Here is an 18,252-nt window from a genome sequence, read left to right as displayed (position 1 = left end):
TTTTTCTGAGCCCTTTAAAATCAAGCCTCGGGCGGTGGTCCGACCTCCGTAGACTCCGCTTCGGCAGTATGTTCATGGAACCTCTTGAGGTACACCAGGCATATGCAGGTGAAGGGTATGGCAACAAGTAAACCTAAGAAGCCCAACAACTTACCCCATATAGAAAGCGACAGGAGAATGCCCACCGGAGGCAGGTCCATGGAGCCTCCGACAATGCGCGGCACAAGGAAAAAATCCTGGATAACCTGCACCACCAGGTAAATGGAGCAGATGATGAGCGCGACTTCCCAGAACGGCAGTCCGGTGTTGAGAGCGTGGACGACCGCCAGTAGTAGTGCGAGCGGGATGGTCGTGAGCTGCATGTACGGTATCATGTTGAGCGCTCCGGAAAAAAGCCCGAATGCGCCCCCCATAGGCAGTCCCATCACGCCAAAGCCAATGGCGTAAAGGATTCCGACGATAAGTGCGACCAGCGCCTGAGCTCGGAAGTAGTTACCCATGAATTTGTCTGTATCCATCGCAAACAAACTAGCATTACGGCGGAAACGCACCGGGAACGCATTCAGGATGCCGTTACGAATCTTGTGCATATCGAGCATGATGAACACGAGATACATGAATATAACCGCAGCGCTCGAGAACCACACGGCAACCGTACCCGTGTACGAGAGCACGCCCCACGCGCCGGGCAACACCTTTGAGGCGATATTCTGCACTTCGCTCCAGAAATCCATGTGCTGCATGGCGGCTGCTAGTTTGTCCCAAGAAACCATCTCGCGGACCGTTTCCCACAGGTTGGCGGGCAGGAACTCGTTCAGTCGCGAAGACCATTCGGAGTCGGTAAACATCCTTGCAATCAAAACGCCAAGCGTCTGGACTTCGTGCACGATTTGTGGAATAAACAACTTGCCTACGCCGAAAAGTATCAGAGCAAACGCAAGCAGCACGATAATAACGGCAATCACGCGCTTTTTTACTAGCGTTTGCAGCTTGTTCACAATCGGGTCGACAATGTAGGCGATAAGGAACGCGGCAAAGAACGGGAACAGCACTCCGCGTAGGTAGTACACGAGCGCAAGCGAAATCCCGAGGCCGACCGTCCACAATATAAACCGCATAACGCGATCGAGCGTCCAGTGCTTAGACATCTTTCCTCCCGTTTTTCGCGGGGCGTCCAATCACCCCGAAAAATTTCAGTTCAAGAACCACGAATACGGCAACCATCAGGGCAAGCACAATAAACATGGCACGTTCAAAATTCCGGTCGATTCCCCACGCACGAACCGACTTCACCTCGATTTCGTCGGGAATCCCGCGCATTACCCCGTCGCCGTTCACCACCTCGAGCGAAAGCGCGCGGTGCAGGTACGTGCGACCGTCATCCTCTTCCATGCCCATGGCCGAAATCCACCACACGGCGGTCCTGAACTTGTTTATTGCAAAGCGCTCGCTGGTAAATGACCGCGAAGCCGGAACGCTCATGACCACAGGGCGCAGAGTTTCGCGGAAGCCTTCCTTAGTATATACCGGGTCGTCCGTCAGGATACGCACCGTAACGGAACGCATATACTTTGTAGCGAACACGACTTCCATGGAATCGAACCGCGAAAAGTCGAAATGCCCTACGGGACGGCTGTTCACCGAATTGAGGTTGAACCCGACACCCACCGCCGGGTACGCTACACCCGAACGCACGTTGATGCTTACATTAAGCAGCGTATCGCCCGCCTGCACATCGCAGGTGGAGGTGCCGCCGAAGGCGGAATCGTCGAGCGGATAGAGCGGATACGCTCCATAGGGGAAGAACGTGCACCCCATCTGCCGGAATGCGCCGAACGCCCACGCCCACACGCCGAGCGCTACCAGAAAAACAGCAAGTAAGACAACCTTACTTCTTAGATTCATCGTTCCCCGTCTTGTGGCGAAGCCCCACGGCAGCAATAGTCAGCAAGATAAACGAGACAAGCACTATGCCGAAATACAGGTTGCTTATCCCCCAGAAAGAAACTTCATACAACTTAAGGGTAAATTTTTTCCCGCGGGGCTGATTCCAGCCCGGCACAATCTCGACGCGCGCGACCTTTTCCTGGTGGCGCTTGTTGTATTCCTTCGACACCTGGGCGGTCTCGTACCAGAAATCGGGCGTATAGAATTCTTCCATCGGGACGGCCACGCGCTGCCTGCCCTCCTTCACGGGAACTTCCTTCAGCAAAAGCTTGAACGTCGCGGGCTTCTCGATGTCGGTCACGTCCGGGTCGAACGTCCACACCTTCACGATGACTTCGCTTATGCCCCGGGCCTCCACGTCCACGAAAACGGTATCCACGAAGGTCCAGTTCCGGTAATCCTTTTTACCCTGCGGGTCAAGGTTCCACAGGAGCCCGCACCACGCGAACTTCACGGAGTCGGCCCCGAGCATGCACGAGAATTCGGCTTCACCGCCATTCACACTGAGGCTCGCTTCCGACGCCCCTCCATCGGAGCGGTCGTCATAACCATCGAGCGTTACGCCTTCGGGCACGGGCAACAGGTCTTCCTTGAACGAACGATCAGGGAGCAATGCGTAGGCGACAAGTATCGCAATAGCGATAAGCGCTAGAACCGCGTATGTCTTTTTCATCTTATTCGAATATCTTCTTCAGGTGGAGGTTGTACTGTATCTCGTCCAAGGGGTCGACCTCGGGCATTTTTTCTCCAAACCACTTGTTTACCAGCGCATCGATTGCACGGATAAAGAAGAAATGATGCTTCCCGCTGCTCGGTTTCTGGAACGGCGAATCCAGCGTACGCTTCAGAATCGCAAGCATCTGCGAGGGCGGCAGGTGGAACATCTTGCAACAGGTCGTCACCTTGCCGGGAATCCCGTAGTCGGGAATATTGCCGTCCACAAGAGGCTCGCCGTGGTCTATGCAGCAGGCCCCAGCCATGTCGGGATCGGGCGCGTTTTTTGCCTTGAGGGCATTATACCACATCTCGCGGGAACGGTCGGGAATGTCGCCACGCAGCGCCATCGTCTGGTCGCACGGGAAAAACGTCGAGAAGCACTTGGGGCAAATGCGCAGGTCCAGATGGCCTATCTTCGACGCCACCACCTCTGTTTTGCAAAACGGACAATTACTCATGTAAGGGAATATAGCAAATATGTAGCATAACCGCCCGCAACTAATATTTATATTTATCGCATGCGTTACGGTGACATTTCTACATTCCAGAGTGGCGTTGCCATCCCCCTGTTTAGCCTTCGCAGCAAGTCCGGGGTCGGCATCGGCGAATATCTAGACCTTATCCCGTTTGCCAAGTGGTGCAAACTGTGCGATTTCAACATTATCCAGCTTTTGCCGGTAAACGATACCGGAGCGGAGGCGAGCCCCTACAGCGCACGCAGCGCGTTCGCCCTGAACCCCGTGTTCATCAACATACAGGCGGTGAGCGGCTCCAGCGAGTTCGAAGACGAAATCGAGCAGGCGAAAGACGAATTTGACAACCAGGAACGGATAGACTACTACAAGATTTCTACCTGGAAGCGCAACATCCTCAAGAAGATTTTCAACAACCGCTACGACCAGCTGAAAAAGGACAAGGAACTCCAGAAGTGGATTGACGCGAACGCCTGGGCAAAGGGCTACTGCGCGTATGCCATGCTCAAGGCGCAGAACGGAGAATCGAGCTGGAAGGACTGGAAAAAATACCAGAACCCGACCGCCGAAGACATCGAGAAACTCTGGAGCAAGAACCAGAAAGAGATGCTCTACCAGGCATGGATGCAGTTTATCGCCGAAATGCAGTTTACCGCCGCGGTAAACGAAATCTCGAAGCTCGGCATCCACGTGAAGGGCGACATTCCTATCCTCATCAACGAGGACAGCGCCGACGTGTGGGCCAACCGCAACTACTTCTCGCTCGACGACCGCGCGGGCGCACCTCCCGACATGTTCAGCTACAGCGGGCAGAACTGGGGATTCCCCACCTACCGCTGGGACGTGCTCGAGAAGGACGGATTCCGCTGGTGGAAGGACCGCCTCGCGCAGGCAAGCAAGTTCTACCACGCCTACCGCATTGACCACGTGCTCGGATTCTTCCGCATCTGGTCGATTCCGCAGCGCGAAGTCACCGGAATCCTCGGGCGTTTCAACCCGTGCATCCCGCTTACCTGGGATCTGCTCCACAGCGCGGGCTTCAGCCGCGAGACCCTCGAGTACCTGCGCCGCCCGAACTACTCCGTAGACCAGCTGCGCGAATTCCTGGGCGACGAGACCGAGAACCTCATTTCCGTGTACTTCGAGAACCTCCCGAACGAGGCGACCCGCTTCGTGTTCAAGCCCGAGTTCTACAGCGAGCGCGAGATTACCAGCCTCGACGAACCACAGAGCGTGAAGGATGCGCTCCTGAAGGTCTACTGGAACCGCATATTTATCCCGGCGGGCGACGAGAACACGTTCTACCCGTTCTGGTACTGGTACAACCAGCCCGTGCTCGCCACGCTCCCGCAGAACGAGCAGGAAACCCTCAAGCGGCTCATACACGAGAACGAATCCGCGCAGGAAGGCCTGTGGGAACAGAACGCCACCAAACTGCTCTCCGTACTCGCAAACGAGACCGACATGCTCGTATGCGCCGAAGACCTCGGTGCCGTACCGCACTGCGTTCCGGTGGTGCTCAAGAAACTCAATATCCTTTCGCTGCGTATTGAACGCTGGGCCCGCAACTGGGATGCACCGTACAGCCCGTACTACGACATGGCGGAATACCCGCGACTCTCCGTGTGCACCACGAGCTGCCACGATACCTCGAGCCTGCGCGGGCTCTGGACGGAGCCCGATTTTGACCGTGACCTCTACTGGTCGCACGCACAGCTTTCCGGCACCGCGCCCGAAAAACTCACGCCCCCGGTGGTCCGCGACATCCTCGCGCACGTGTTCTCCACGAACAGCCTGTTCTGCATTTTGCCCGTACAGGACTACTTCGCGCTCTCTTCCACACTTTCCGAAGTGCCCGCCGAAGAGGAACGCGTGAACATCCCGGGTACCGTCGGCGGCAAGAACTGGACGTACAGGATTCCCGTAACCGTCGAGGAACTCGAGTCGAACAACTCGCTCAATTCCGAAATCCGCAAGCTGGTCGACACCCGCAGGCGCCGCCCCATGTGGAAGATCTAAACCCATTCGGAATTCGGATTTCGGAATTATGAATTATTTTTTATGGGAAAATTCAACTCCGAAATCAGAAATCTGAAATCCGAACTATGTATTCTCCTGCCTGGGTCAAAGACGCTATCTTCTATCAGATTTTCCCTGATAGGTTCTGTCGTAGCCCCAAATACAGTGCCGTAGGCAAGTTCGTGCAATGGGAAAGCAAGCCCACACGCACGAACATGTTCGGCGGGAACCTTGCGGGCATTACCGACAAACTAAAGTACATCGCAGATCTCGGCGCGACGGCGATTTACCTGTGCCCGATTTTCAAGAGCAATTCCAACCACCGCTACCATACGGTGGACTACTTTGAGATAGACCCGGTCCTCGGCACCCTCGAGGACTTCGACCGGCTCGTGAAAAAGGTGCACAAGCTCGGGATGCGCATTATCCTGGACGGCGTCTTTAACCACTGCTCCCGCGGGTTCTTCCAGTTCAACAGCCTCATGGAACTCGGGGAAGACTCCCCCTACGTCGACTGGTTCCACGTGCACAGCTGGCCCATACACGCCTACTCGGGCAAGCCGAATTACGAATGCTGGTGGAACTATCCCGCGCTCCCGAAATTCAACACGGACTGCGCCGACGTGCGCGAATACCTGTTCAGCGTCGCCGAATACTGGGCAAGGCGCGGCATAGACGGCTGGCGGCTCGACGTGCCGAACGAAATCGACGACGATAGTTTTTGGCAGGAATTCCGCAGGCGCGTGAAGGCGATAAACCCCGAAGCCTACATCGTGGGCGAAATCTGGGACAATCCCGAGCGCTGGCTCAAAGGCGACCAGTTCGACGGCGTCATGAACTACCCGTTCCGCAAGGCGGTAATGCAGTACCTCTTCGACGAGAATCCCATTTCCACAGGGGAATTCTGCGAGAAGGTGCGCAGCGCGTTCCCCGAGAACCGCTTCGGTACCCCGATGAACCTGCTCGGGAGCCACGACACCACCCGCATCGCATCGCAACCCCGCACGAGCCCCGAACGCATTAGGCTCGCGCTCGCCCTGCTGTTCTTTATGCCCGGAGCCCCCTGCATCTACTACGGCGACGAAATCGGCATGGAAGGCGGCAAGGACCCCGACTGCAGGCGAGCATTCCCGTGGGACCAGCTGAAGGCCCGCAAGGCACTGCCCATCTACAAGTTTATCCGCGAGCTCACCCGCATACGCCACGAAAACCCCGTACTCTGCGACGGGAAGGTGCAAATCGAGAGCGACAAGGCGGGCTTTACCGTCACGCGCACCCTCGGCAAAAAGAAGATGGCGCTAGCCGTCTCATTCGCGGGCGCCGAACCGGCTTTTAAAATCCAGTAAAAAAGCCCAAACCTGGCACCAAACCGCCAACCGCCAACCATAAAAATTCTACATTTGCACCCGCAACTAAATGCGTATTAATGCCTTATTAAGGGATTACAGATGAACAAACATAAATTCGGCATGCGAGAATTCTTCATTCTCCTCGTCATTGCACTCTCGGCCTACACGGTTTGGCCCTCTATTCAGGTTCACTCCAAGAAGGGTGACGAAAAGAAGGCCTTCCTCAAGGAAAATCCGAAACTTTCTTCCAGGTCCATCAATTTCGGCCTCGACCTCGCCGGCGGTACGAGCATTACGCTCCAGATCGACAAGTCCGGTCTCAAGGAAGACGACGATATCCAGGACATCCAGAAGCAGTCCCTCGAAATCATCCGTAACCGCGTTGACCAGTACGGTCTTTCCGAACCGCAGATTTCGCCCTCCGGCGACGACCGTATTTTGGTCGAACTTGCCGGCGTAGACGATTCTACCGCAAAGGCCCTCGTGGGTTCCACCGCAAAGCTTGAATTCAAGATTCTCGCCGAGGCGGAAAAGTTCAACACGGTAACGACGCTCCTGAACCAGTATCTGACCCGCCAGACCACCGACGTGGCCAGCGATTCTACGGTTGCCGACTCCGCCGCCGCGGATTCTACGGTCGCCAAGGTCGATTCTGCCAAGGATACCGCCAAGGCCCTCTCCGACGAAGAACTGCTCGGCGGTTCCGTCCAGACGGCAAAGGCTGAAGATTCCACCGTTTCTGACTCCGCTGCCGAAACCGTACCGGCATCCGAGGTCGGCAAGGCTTTCAGCGATTACTACCTCCAGTTCGGCAACGGTGGGTTCATCGCCGAAGAGAACATCGAGAAGGTCAAGAAGATTCTCGAACTCGAAGGCGTCAAGAAGCTCATCCCGCGTGACGTCGCCTTTGCCTTCGGTAGCGGCCTCGAAAAGATTAACCGCGATTCCCCGGTCAAGGCCAAGCGCCTCTACCTCCTCAAGCGCCGTGCAGAAATGGGTGGCGACGACATCGTCGATGCCCGCCCGGAACGTGTTGCTGACGGTGTGAGCGCCGGTGAAGTTGCCGTCAAGCTCCGCTTCGGTGGCATCGGCCCCAAGAAGTTCTCCGCCGTTACGGCCGCGAACATCAACAAGCAGATGGCCATCGTGCTCGACAACCAGGTCATTAGCGCCCCGGTCATCAGGGACCGCATCCCGAACGGCGACGCCCAGATTACCGGCCTCGACGACATGGCCGAAGCCAACCGCCTCGCCGTCGTGCTCCGCGCGGGTGCCCTCAAAGCCCCGATGAAGATTATCGAAAGCCGCAGCGTGGGTGCCACCCTCGGTGAAGAGAACATCTCCCAGGGCTTCGGTTCCGGCGCTATCGGTCTCATCATCTGCTTGCTCTTCATGGTGGCCTACTACCGCCTGGGCGGCCTTATCGCGAGCCTCGGTATGATTATCAACACGCTCGTGACCGCCGCCGTGATGTCGCTCTTCAACGCGACCCTCACGCTCCCCGGTATCGCAGGCTTCATCCTCGTCGTGGGTATGTCTCTCGACGCGAACGTGATTATCTACGAACGTATCCGTGAAGAACTCAAGAACGGCCTTACCGCCCGCGCTGCCGTGGCGAAGGGTTACGAACGTGCATTTACCGCGATTCTCGACTCCAACCTCACCACCGTGCTTACCGGCCTTATCCTCTACAAGATTGGTACCGGCTCCGTGAAGGGTTTCGGTCTTACGCTTACCATCGGTATCCTCACCTCGCTCTTCTGCGCCATCACCGTGACCCGTGCAGTGCTCGACTGGAAGCTCGCCAAGCGCGACGCCACCACGCTCTCCATCGGTAACGGCATCAAGGCCATCAACGAGGCGAACCTCCAGATTATCCCGCACCGCAAGCGTTTCGGCCTCATTTCGACCATTCTCATCATCGCTTCCATCGCATGCATCGCCATCAAGGGATTCGACTTCAGCATCGACTTCACCGGCGGCCAGGTCTACACCATCCAGTACCAGGACAACGCCAAGCACGAGACCGACCTGAACAAGGCCCTCTCCGCGGCAGGCATCTCTGGCACGAAGGTCCGCTCTCTGGGCGGTACTTCCGCGAACTCCTACCAGGTGAGCCTCCGTACCGACGACGCTAACTTCGAAACCACCATGGCCAAGGCCTTCGAGGCCGCCGGCCAGAAGTGCGAAATCGTTGCCAAGGACACCGTGGGTCCGACCATCGGTGCAGAACTCCGCTTCAACGCTATCTTGTCCGTAATCCTCGCCTGGCTCGGAATCCTGCTCTACGTGTGGTTCCGTTTCGGCAAGTTCGGTCTTGGCTTCGGCGTGGCCGCAGTGCTCGGCCTCGTGCACGATACCATCATCACGCTCGGCTTCATCTCGGCATTCAGCCTCTCCTTCGACGGCGCCCTCATCGCATCGCTCCTGACAATGATTGGTTACTCCGTGAACGATACCATCGTGAACTTCGACCGTATCCGTGAAAACACGAGCGTCTACGGTTCCGCGAACTTCGGCGAAACCATCAACCGCTCCTTGAACCAGTGCTTCAGCCGTACCATGGTGACCTCCCTCACGACTTTGTTCGTGTGCGTGATCCTCGCCGTGATGGGCGGTTCCTCCATCCGCGACTTCGGCCTCGTGCAGTGTTTCGGTATCCTTGTCGGTACCTACTCCTCTGTGTGCATCTGCTCTCCGATCGTTCTGTGGTGGTCCAACCGCTTCAAGAAGGGCGTGTAATACCCGATTGTCATCCTCGCGAAGGCGAGGATCTAAAAAACCTCGGCACCATGCCGGGGCTTTTTTCTTTATTACAAAACTTGCGGCTTCCGTGAGTTTTTTCTATATTGGCGTGCGTTCGATCAAAGGGGGCGGTATGCTCAAGTATTACAAAATCGAATCGGGCCGCATTGTTGGCGCCCCGAACGAAGATGCGGCTGACATCGTCATCATGGGCTCCCTCAGCCAGGAACAGCGCAGCGTCCTGGTCAAGGAATACGAGATTACCGAGCATACCATCGCCTCCGCATTCGACTCCGACGAGCTTTCCCGTATCGAGTACGATGACGACTTCACGACCATCGTGTTCAAGAAGCCGAAGAACTATTCCGCCGAGGACAATTTCCAGTTCCGCGTGGAATCCTTCGGCATATTCATCTTCAAGGACTGGGTGCTGCTCCTTACCGACAGCGACATCCCCGTGATGGACGAACGCCGCTTCTCGAAAATTGACAGCCTCAACACGTTCGTGCTCCGCGTACTGAGTTTCGCGATATCTCACTTTAACGAACACCTGCGCATTATCAACCGCATCAACGACGATTTGGAACTGCGCCTCAACACCTCGATGGAAAACAAGTACCTGCTCAGCATGTTCAGCCTGAACAAGGGCTTGATTTACTACGTGAGCGCACTCAACAGCAACGACACGCTTCTGAAGAAACTCCAGATGGGCAGGAGCCTCAACTGGACCGAAGCCGAACGCGAGCTGCTCGAAGATATCCAGATTGAGAACGGCCAGAGCCTGCAACAGGCAAACATCTACGCGAACATCTTGACATCCATGATGGATGCGCGCGCAAGCGTCATCAACAACAACGTGAACCAGCTGATGAAGAACTTGACCATCGTGACGATCTCGATATCGCTCCCGACGTTCTTTGCTAGTTTGTTCGGAATGAACGTGAAGTTGCCCTTCGGCATGAACGGCGACGCGCTCACCGGCTCGGGCATAGCCTTCTGGGGCATCATCGCCGTCTGTATCCTTTCTGTGATTGTGTTCCTCGCCTTCTGGATGCGCAGAAAATAACTACGCCGTAGGCGCTTAGTTGCCGCGGTCGCTCATGCTCGAAAACATGGCGACAATCTCGTCGGTAAAGTTGTTCTTCGGGAACTTGTCCGCAATCTGCAACGCCTGCTCCAGGTGTTCCTGGGCTTCGGCCTTCGCCTTCTCGAAACTCTTCTTCGCGTTCAGGCGCGCAATTATCTCGCCCGCGACATCGTCTGTCGCGACACGCTTGATAAGCGATTCCATCTCGGAACGTTCTTCCGCACTGCAGTCCTCGAAGTAGTACAGCAGCGGGAGCGTTATGAGCCCGTTGGAAAGGTCGGTGAACTTCGCCTTGTCCAGGTTCTTCGAGCCGAACCCGTAATCGAGCAGGTCGTCGATAATCTGGAACGCAAGCCCGAAGTGTGCGCCCATCCTGGCACAGTCATCCACAAGTGGCTTGTCGAAACCCGCCATGATGCCACCGATGCGTGCGGCAGCCTCGATGAGCGCTGCAGTCTTGCGGTCAATAATCTCGTTGTACATCTCGCGCGAAAGCGTCATCTCGCCGCAGTGGTCGAGTTCCATGATTTCGCCCACAATAAGCTTGTCGGCGGCATCGGAGATGATTACCGGAATGTTCCTCGCCTCTTCGTCAATCACGCAGCGCATGGACTGCGAAAGCACGTAGTCGCCCACCAGCACCGCAACCTGCGTACCCCATTCCTTGTGGGCGGTAATCTGCCCGCGGCGGAGTTCCGTACCGTCGATGATGTCGTCGTGCACGAGGCTTGCAAGGTGCAGGAGTTCCACGCTCGCGCAGGCATGGGCCACGCGGGCCTTGTCGGGCGCATTTGCCCCGCAGTTCGCGATAAGGCACAGGAGCGTCGAGCGTATGCGCTTGCCCTTGCGGCCAAACAGCGAAACCAGCCTGTCAGATATACCCGCGGGGGCGTTCTCGGCCACCTGCATAATCACCCGCTCGGTCATGGCGAGCTGGTCCTTCACCAGTTCGCGGGCCTGGCCCAGCACTACCTGAAAATCGGCTTTCGACGGGCTCATCTCGCTAGACATCCAGGTCGTTCAACACCTTGTAGGCGTTGCTTTCGATGAACTTGCGGCGCGGTTCCACGTCTTCGCCCATGAGCATGCTGAAAATCTGGTCGGCGAGCACGGCATCTTCCACGTAGCACTGCTTGAGGAAGCGGCTCTTCGGGTCCATGGTCGTGTCGTTCAGCTGCTCGGCAGACATTTCGCCAAGGCCCTTGAATCGCGTGATGGTCACGTTCTTCTTGTCCTCGACTTCGGCCATCGCCTTGTCCTTCTCGTTCTCGTCGAACAGGTAGCGGTCCTTCGTGCCCACCTTCAGCTTGAACAGCGGGGGCATTGCAAGGAATATGTGGCCTGCATCGATAAGCGGGCGCATGTAGCGGAAGAAGAACGTGAGGAGGAGCGTCTGGATGTGAGAGCCGTCCACATCGGCATCGGTCATGATGATAATCTTGTCGTAGCGGAGCTTTTCAATCTTGAACTCCGTACCGATACCCGTACCGATGGCGTTCACCAGGTTCTGGATTTCCTCGGTATCGAGCACGCGGTGGAGGCTTGCCTTTTCCACGTTCAGAATCTTACCGCGCAGCGGGAGAATAGCCTGGAATTCGCGGTTGCGTCCGCTCTTCGCGGAACCGCCTGCAGAGTCACCCTCGACAATAAACAGTTCGCATTCCTTCGGGTCGCGGCTACTGCAGTCCGCGAGCTTGCCGGGAAGGCCGCCGCTTTCAAGAACGTTCTTGCGGCGTGCGAGATTGCGTGCACGGTGCGCCGCCTCGCGGGCGAGAGCCGCGTTGTACACCTTGTCGAGAATCACCTTGATGGCGGCCGGGTTTTCCTGGAAGAATTCCTCGAGCTTTGCGCCGAACGCGCTGTTCACGTAGCTTGCGATTTCGGAGTTGCCGAGCTTGCGCTTGGTCTGGCCTTCGAACTGCGGCTGCGAAACCTTGATGGCGATAACCGCGGTAAGGCCTTCGCGAATGTCGTCGCTCGTAATCTGCGCATCCTTCTTGCCCTTGGGCATCTCCGCCGCGAACTTGTTGATGACGCGGGTAAGTGCCGTCTTGAAGCCCGTAACGTGCGTACCGCCGTCGTAGGTGTTCACGTTGTTCACGAAGCTGAAGAAGTTTTCCTGGTAGCCGTCGTTGTACCACATGGCGACTTCGAGCGGGTACTGGCCATCAGGGAGCACCAGGTGGATGGGCTCGTTAAAGAGCGGAGTGCGGTGTTCGTCCACGTAGCGCACGAACTCGGAAACGCCACCCGGGTAGCAGAACGTCTCGGAGCGTTGGTTCTCGGAGTCGCGCTCGTCGGTAAGCGTGAGCCTGAGCCCGCTCATGAGGAACGCAAGTTCGCGGAAGCGCGTAGCCAGCGTGTCGTACACGTAGACGGTCTCGGTAAAAATCGTATCGTCAGGGTAGAACTCGACACTCGTGCCGGTCGTGCCGTCGCTCTCGCCGATATCCACCTGCGGGCCGCAGGGAATGCCCTTCGAGAATTCCTGGCGCACCACGCGGCCGTTGCGGCGCACCGTCACGATAAGCTTGTTCGAAAGCGCGTTCACACAGCTCACGCCCACGCCGTGCAGACCGGCAGAAACCTTGTACGAATTGCTGTCGAACTTGCCGCCCGCATGGAGCTTGGTCATCACCACCTCGATGGTGCCCACGTGTTCCTTCGGGTGAATGTCGGTCGGGATGCCGCGCCCGTTATCGGTCACGCGGATGCCGTTGCCCGGCAGGATGGAAATTTCGATGTGGTTGCAGAATCCGGCCAGAGCCTCGTCCACGGAGTTATCGACGACTTCCCATACCAGATGGTGAAGCCCGCGGATGTCGGTCGAGCCGATGTACATGGCGGGGCGGACACGTACCGCCTCCAAGCCCTCAAGAACGGTAATGCTCGAACCGCTGTAATCTGCCTCGGCCTTCTTCAATTCTTCAGATTCTTCTGCCATATTTCCTCTAAAAACATTTCACAGGAGCGAGCCTCGGGAGCCGGTTCAAACGAAGCGAATCGCCTTAACCACAGGCTTTCCGAGCAGCGCATTGCACCTGTCAATAATAGCATTTTTTTGCATGAAAAGTTCGCTTTTCCAGGCCGCAGAAGCCGCTTTCAGCACAAGCGTATGCTTGTCCAATTTCACGGGTTGCACGTGCGCGCAAACAGCCTTCCCGACCACTTCCTCGAAGCGGTCCGAAAGGGTCTTGAAGTCCATACTTTCGGAGACATGCGCCTTGTCGAGAACCTTCGCAATGAGCACGCTGATATCGACAGCGCCCTCTCCCGTCACACCCTTTTTTCTACGGACAAACATATTTTTACTCCACATCAAACATCTTCATCGGCAGCACATGCCTCTGTTTCGCCTTCAGCACTTCTAAAACAACCGTACTTTCGCCGCCCTGAGGCGCGGAAGTCTTTATCGTTACTTTCTTGAGAGTTCCCGGCAGCGGGCAGGAGTTGTCGCAATATTCGAACTCGCTTACAGCATTCGCCCCGTTCACGACTACGTTCATCTTCATCACGCGCTTGTTTTTCTGCGAATAGTAAAGCGTTGGCTTGGACGGGTCCTTGGGAGTAATCTTCCATAAATTTCCCTCCGCAACAGGATTGTTATAATCTTCGGGAGAGCCCATCTGCTTGTTCACATCGGCTGGGTTCTGTGCGGGCATGTTCTGCGCCGGGAGTTTTTTCCCGGTTTTCAAGTCCGTGACCTTCATGCGTCCGTTGTTCTGTACCATTTCCATCTGCATCATGCTGGACTTGATGGTTGTAATGGACTTGCTTTCTCCCGCTGTAAGCAGGGCCATGTTCACCACCTGAGGAGCCATATTGGGAAGCGTCACCGTAGTTCGCATCTGCATTTCGCAGGTGTCCGGGAAGGCAGATTTCTTCTGGTTGTCAAATACGGTCTGAAGGCTCAGCGCATGCGCCTGAAACGCCACAAACGAGACGATAGCAAATATTCTAATTACTTTATTCATGTTTCAAATCCTTATAGTAGCGAAAGTTTTTTCGTTGACTTAATAGTCCCGTTCACCTTGAGCATCAAGTAAGTTCTATTCATGTCGATGCCGGTCCAGTCCACATGCACCAGCTGGTCACCCGGAGCAAGCGTCCCGCTAAAGATAGATTTTACAGGCGTACCCAAAGCCGTCACCAGACTCAGTTCCACGTATGACCAGTTATCCATCGTGATAACGAGTCCTTCAGGCGTACGGATCACAGGAACGGATCCAGGCGCATGGTAGCCGAAATCAACATTATAGACAGAATCCGGATTGACTTCGTCCGGGGTGGGCAATGTCCATACAGGCATATTGCCGTATATCATGTACCCCGTAGAGTCAAACACACAGATACCGCGGGCCTCGCGCATCGCCGTCCCGAGACTGTCGTGGCTCGGGTCGTCATTCGCATTCCACATCGCAGCCCAACCCGGCAGATGCAAGGCGACCTTCACCGGATTCTGCCACGTATTGCCAGCGGCAAGTGACGAGTCGCAATGGACAGTCACTTGCCAGCGACCGGAACCGAGGCTCTCCATCGAGGCAGAAGAACATTTGGACTTGTCGTTGATTTCATAATCCGGCGCTAGACCCTCCTCCACGAAGAAGTAGTAGCGTACATCAAAGTTCTTCAACGCGACATTACCCGTATTTTCCACATTGAAATGAATTTCGCTCGCCTGGTTGTCGCCGCGCATATCGGAGGCTAGCACACGCACCTTGGTCTCAAGCGATACGGGATCTTCCATCTCGGCACAGGAACCGCCTATCAAGTTATTATCTCTATCAAGAACGATGACGCCAGCATTCTCATAGAATCCGTCGATATTCGCAGCCAATCCGGAATTCGGGTCCACGAAGGACGGGTCGTCCGATGCATCCCATGGAGTAAAATCGGAATTATAGAGACCGAAATGCGGTCCGCTGCCACCGAACACAGTTCCAGCAACCGGTATCGTCTCGGCAAACGACCATTCCACATAACCCGTATTGGCACTCTCGGAATGCACTGCAGGGAATGTTGGTCCGTAGTTCGGCCAATAACGGTCAACTCCAGCCTGCGAGGCATCCTCGCCACGGAAGTAGTAGCGGACAGAGAACCCATTCACGGGCTCATTGGACACGTTGCGCAGACGGATTCTCGGGCGGAGCGTGGATGTTTCCGGATACCCCTCGTAGCGCAGGTACGATTTTACCTTGCGAGCCGTATCGGCAGGTACAATTCCAGCCACCTTGTCAGAGGAGCTTACACCCCAGGCAATCATCGAGGCCGGGATATTGGCGGTCGTGAGAGCCGCTCCGCCAATCTGGACACCGGCAGGGACCTTCAGCATAAGCGTATGCGTACCCGCCGCAAGATGGATGGATACGCCAGAAACTGTCACCGCACGCCAGGTATTGGAAACGGAGGCTGTCCCCGTCAGCAGATTTGATTCACCGACATAAATCGATTTATCGCCAACGGTCGCGGACCTTGCGTACAGCACGACATTATAGTCCGCGGAATTTTCGACGATTACGGACATCGTGAGTGTTGCCGAGTCGCCCGATACAAGATACTTGTTACCAGCCACGGAGCAGGAGAACTCATTCGAGAATCCGCTCACTGCCTCCATATCCTTCACGGCGATGACGATGACATCGGAAACCTCCCCCGCATCGGTGACGGGCTTCGAAAGTTCCTCGACCTCCGCAGCAGTCAACGCACGAGAATACATGCGGATGTCAGCGATATTCCCGATATAGGAATGCGCCGCAGGAGATTCGCCCATCGAGAATATGCCTTCTAGTTCACGTTCCTGATTAATTCCCGATTCCCTGACAGCTTTTAGTTCACCATCGACATAGAACTTGACATGGGCAGAATCAACGGTCACGACGACATGCGCCCAAGACTTTTGTTGTGAGGGGAGTATTGAACCAGAATTCCAGATAAACGGACCTTCAACAAGTCGCAAGGATTGCTCATTTTGCATAAGGCGAATATCGAGTCCACCAGGTCCCCCAAACCCAAGAATATTATGCCATTCGTGATTGCCGTAGCCCAATTTGATTCGTGCCTCGAAAGAGTACGAGGGAGTGCTCCCGAAATCAACAAGGCCATTTTTTCCAACTGCATAATCGGTATTTCGATTAAAATACAAGCCGACATCACTGCCCCAAGGGTTATTCACTTTTCTCAAGTCCAAGTCATGCCCCGTACCGAGCAGTTCGTGAGCAATCTTGCCGCTGCTTTCTCGGGCTGGGTACCACAGGGCAAGTTCCGTTGGGTACGGGTACAACTTTTCATCCGAAACATACCCCTGTTCCGCGTGGTTATGACCGTAATCTTCCACACGCATTTCCATGGAGAGGTAACAGCCGGTACATTCGGCAAGTTGCTTTCGGGAAATACGGATACTTGCAGACACATGACCGGCAGAATCAGGCACCACATTCATGACACGCAATGTATCGCCACCGAACACCGGCGTCACGACCACGCGGGCAATACCCGACTCGGAATCATACACATCCGCAGTCGCCGTAAAGATGCGGTCAAGGACCTCGGAAGAATCCTGCACGGAGAAGTTCCTGATGGCAGGACGTGCAGAATCCGTATAGACTCGTGGCCCCGCCATCTGCATATCCATACCGAGAGCAGAAACGCCCACGTAGCGCGATTCATAGACACCGGTAGAAATCTTGCCCAAGCCGGATGCACCGGAAGTCTTGGAACCGTCATAGATTACCGTATCGGGAATCTCGCCGCGGATTTCGGCTATGACTTTTCCATCACGATAGAGCGATACCAGCCCGTAACCCGGATGCGTACAGCTTGCGCCGTATGCCATGTAGCCGTTGTCGAGGCCTAGCCACAACGAATCGGATGGAACGGAGCAAGCAAACTGCGCATTCACAGTCAAAGCACGAGCCACTGCCGGAGCTGCAGGGAGTTCTTCCATATTTCCTTCCGCATCGGGTTCGCCAAGGGCAACCACGAACACGTAGCTGGTATCAATGGCCTTACCGCGAGAAGGCAAGGCAATTCGGGCAAAACCGTTGGAATCCGCAGTAAAAGCGAGAGTGTCTGGCGGAGTAACATCACCGCGGTTAGCCCACAGCGAATCATCATCTACGTACAGCCTAAATCTCGATATGCCGTCCACACGGACCGTGCGGTTTGCAGTCGAGGCGATTTCAGGCAAAACAGTCACGCTGAAGTTAGGAGTTTCCGCAATACCGGAAGCCATCGCCGTAAACACGGAGAAGGTCCTTGTCTCGGCAGAAATCAGCAAGTAGGCCCACTGTTCCTTATCCGTATAGCATCTTATATCCGTTGCTGTCGAACATGTCGCAACAGTATCGGAAGCACCTTCAACAAGAGCCTTGCCATACTTATCAAGATAGCCATAAAGAACATCTGTAAGCGGAACAAACTGTTTATTTACAAAATCAACCTTATACAGCCTTACCGTCTGCGGAGTCGCATGCATAGCCTCCATCTCTTCATAACTTATTTTCATCTGAATTCGTGGCCGCGCAGTATCAGCGAAAGTCATTCTCGGAAGGACTTCCACAATCGGGCCCTTGAGAGCCAGGTTGTTGAAAACCTCGAAAGAGTAATCCGACGCCTCAACTGTTCTGACCGTGACATTTTTGACGGTATCGACCGAATTCTTCGGGAATGTGACACTGGCTTCTTCAAACAGGGACTTGACCGTATTGCCACTTGTCGGCTCCACAGCGCGCCCCACAATCATCTTGAACTCTGCAAAATTATACGCAGGGCTATCCCCCCACAGCAACATAAACTGGGTATTTCCCTGCAACTTGTTGACATTGGATTTGTAGGTTTTTTAATAGTGGGTTCATGAACAACCATATTCATTACCGGTTAAGTTAAAATATATCCTTTTTTCTTGTTAAGTGGTATA

General features: G+C 55.4%; 13 protein-coding genes. 4 read left to right on the top strand and 9 right to left on the bottom strand.

From position 1 onward, the window contains the following. Positions 1-20: 20 nt before the first annotated feature. From BUB22_RS06200 to BUB22_RS06185, 4 genes are read right to left on the bottom strand one after another with little or no spacing between them, the layout of a single operon-like run. A complete protein-coding gene (locus BUB22_RS06200; protein WP_073114380.1) occupies positions 21-1,148 on the bottom strand; it encodes an AI-2E family transporter in 1,128 nt (375 codons plus the stop codon). After that, positions 1,141-1,905 (bottom strand): hypothetical protein, encoded by a 765-nt coding sequence (locus BUB22_RS06195; protein ID WP_139258789.1) that lies wholly within the window; start codon positions 1,903-1,905, stop codon positions 1,141-1,143. The genes BUB22_RS06200 and BUB22_RS06195 overlap by 8 nt, the downstream gene beginning before the upstream one ends. Next, positions 1,889-2,620 (bottom strand): hypothetical protein, encoded by a 732-nt coding sequence (locus tag BUB22_RS06190; RefSeq protein WP_073114378.1) that lies wholly within the window; start codon positions 2,618-2,620, stop codon positions 1,889-1,891. Before BUB22_RS06190 ends, BUB22_RS06195 begins: the two co-directional genes overlap by 17 nt. A 1-nt stretch (position 2,621) precedes the next feature. Then, entirely contained in the window at positions 2,622-3,122 is a 501-nt protein-coding gene (locus BUB22_RS06185; protein ID WP_097034781.1) for a hypothetical protein, read from the bottom strand. Positions 3,123-3,182: 60 nt separating this feature from the next. Here BUB22_RS06185 and BUB22_RS06180 point away from each other — a divergent pair, with 60 nt between their 5' ends. The 4 genes from BUB22_RS06180 (at position 3,183) to BUB22_RS06165 (ending at position 10,316) form a co-directional block, all read left to right on the top strand. Further along, positions 3,183-5,156, top strand: a complete 1,974-nt coding sequence (locus BUB22_RS06180; RefSeq protein ID WP_073114377.1) for a 4-alpha-glucanotransferase — start codon at positions 3,183-3,185, stop codon at positions 5,154-5,156. Positions 5,157-5,242: 86 nt separating this feature from the next. Further along, a complete protein-coding gene (locus tag BUB22_RS06175) occupies positions 5,243-6,502 on the top strand; it encodes a glycoside hydrolase family 13 protein (RefSeq protein ID WP_073114376.1) in 1,260 nt (419 codons plus the stop codon). A 102-nt stretch (positions 6,503-6,604) separates the two neighbouring features. Continuing rightward, entirely contained in the window at positions 6,605-9,247 is a 2,643-nt protein-coding gene (gene secD, locus BUB22_RS06170; protein ID WP_073114375.1) for a protein translocase subunit SecD, read from the top strand. Positions 9,248-9,383: 136 nt separating this feature from the next. Then, positions 9,384-10,316: a magnesium transporter CorA family protein gene (locus BUB22_RS06165; RefSeq protein ID WP_072813311.1), complete on the top strand. Its 933-nt coding sequence runs from the start codon at positions 9,384-9,386 to the stop codon at positions 10,314-10,316. 15 nt (positions 10,317-10,331) lie between these two features. Here BUB22_RS06165 and BUB22_RS06160 read toward each other — a convergent pair whose 3' ends face one another. The 5 genes from BUB22_RS06160 to BUB22_RS06140 are packed head-to-tail and all read right to left on the bottom strand — an operon-like array spanning position 10,332 to position 18,126. Continuing rightward, positions 10,332-11,336, bottom strand: a complete 1,005-nt coding sequence (locus BUB22_RS06160) for a polyprenyl synthetase family protein (RefSeq protein WP_073114488.1) — start codon at positions 11,334-11,336, stop codon at positions 10,332-10,334. A gap of 4 nt (positions 11,337-11,340) precedes the next feature. Next, positions 11,341-13,281 (bottom strand): DNA topoisomerase (ATP-hydrolyzing) subunit B, encoded by a 1,941-nt coding sequence (gyrB, locus tag BUB22_RS06155; RefSeq protein WP_139258785.1) that lies wholly within the window; start codon positions 13,279-13,281, stop codon positions 11,341-11,343. Positions 13,282-13,326: 45 nt separating this feature from the next. Next, a complete protein-coding gene (locus tag BUB22_RS06150; protein WP_073114486.1) occupies positions 13,327-13,641 on the bottom strand; it encodes a DciA family protein in 315 nt (104 codons plus the stop codon). Positions 13,642-13,645: 4 nt separating this feature from the next. Continuing rightward, a complete protein-coding gene (locus BUB22_RS06145; RefSeq protein WP_073114374.1) occupies positions 13,646-14,311 on the bottom strand; it encodes a hypothetical protein in 666 nt (221 codons plus the stop codon). A gap of 11 nt (positions 14,312-14,322) precedes the next feature. Then, positions 14,323-18,126 carry a LamG domain-containing protein gene (locus tag BUB22_RS06140; RefSeq protein WP_139258783.1) on the bottom strand — a complete coding sequence of 1,268 codons (3,804 nt, stop codon included), beginning with the start codon at positions 18,124-18,126 and terminating at the stop codon, positions 14,323-14,325. Positions 18,127-18,252: the final 126 nt, after the last annotated feature.

Source organism: Fibrobacter sp. UWCM, from assembly GCF_900129735.1.
GTDB lineage: Bacteria > Fibrobacterota > Fibrobacteria > Fibrobacterales > Fibrobacteraceae > Fibrobacter.
The sequence above is the reverse complement of the archived record's forward strand: the minus strand, read 5'-3'. Positions and strand labels throughout refer to the sequence as shown.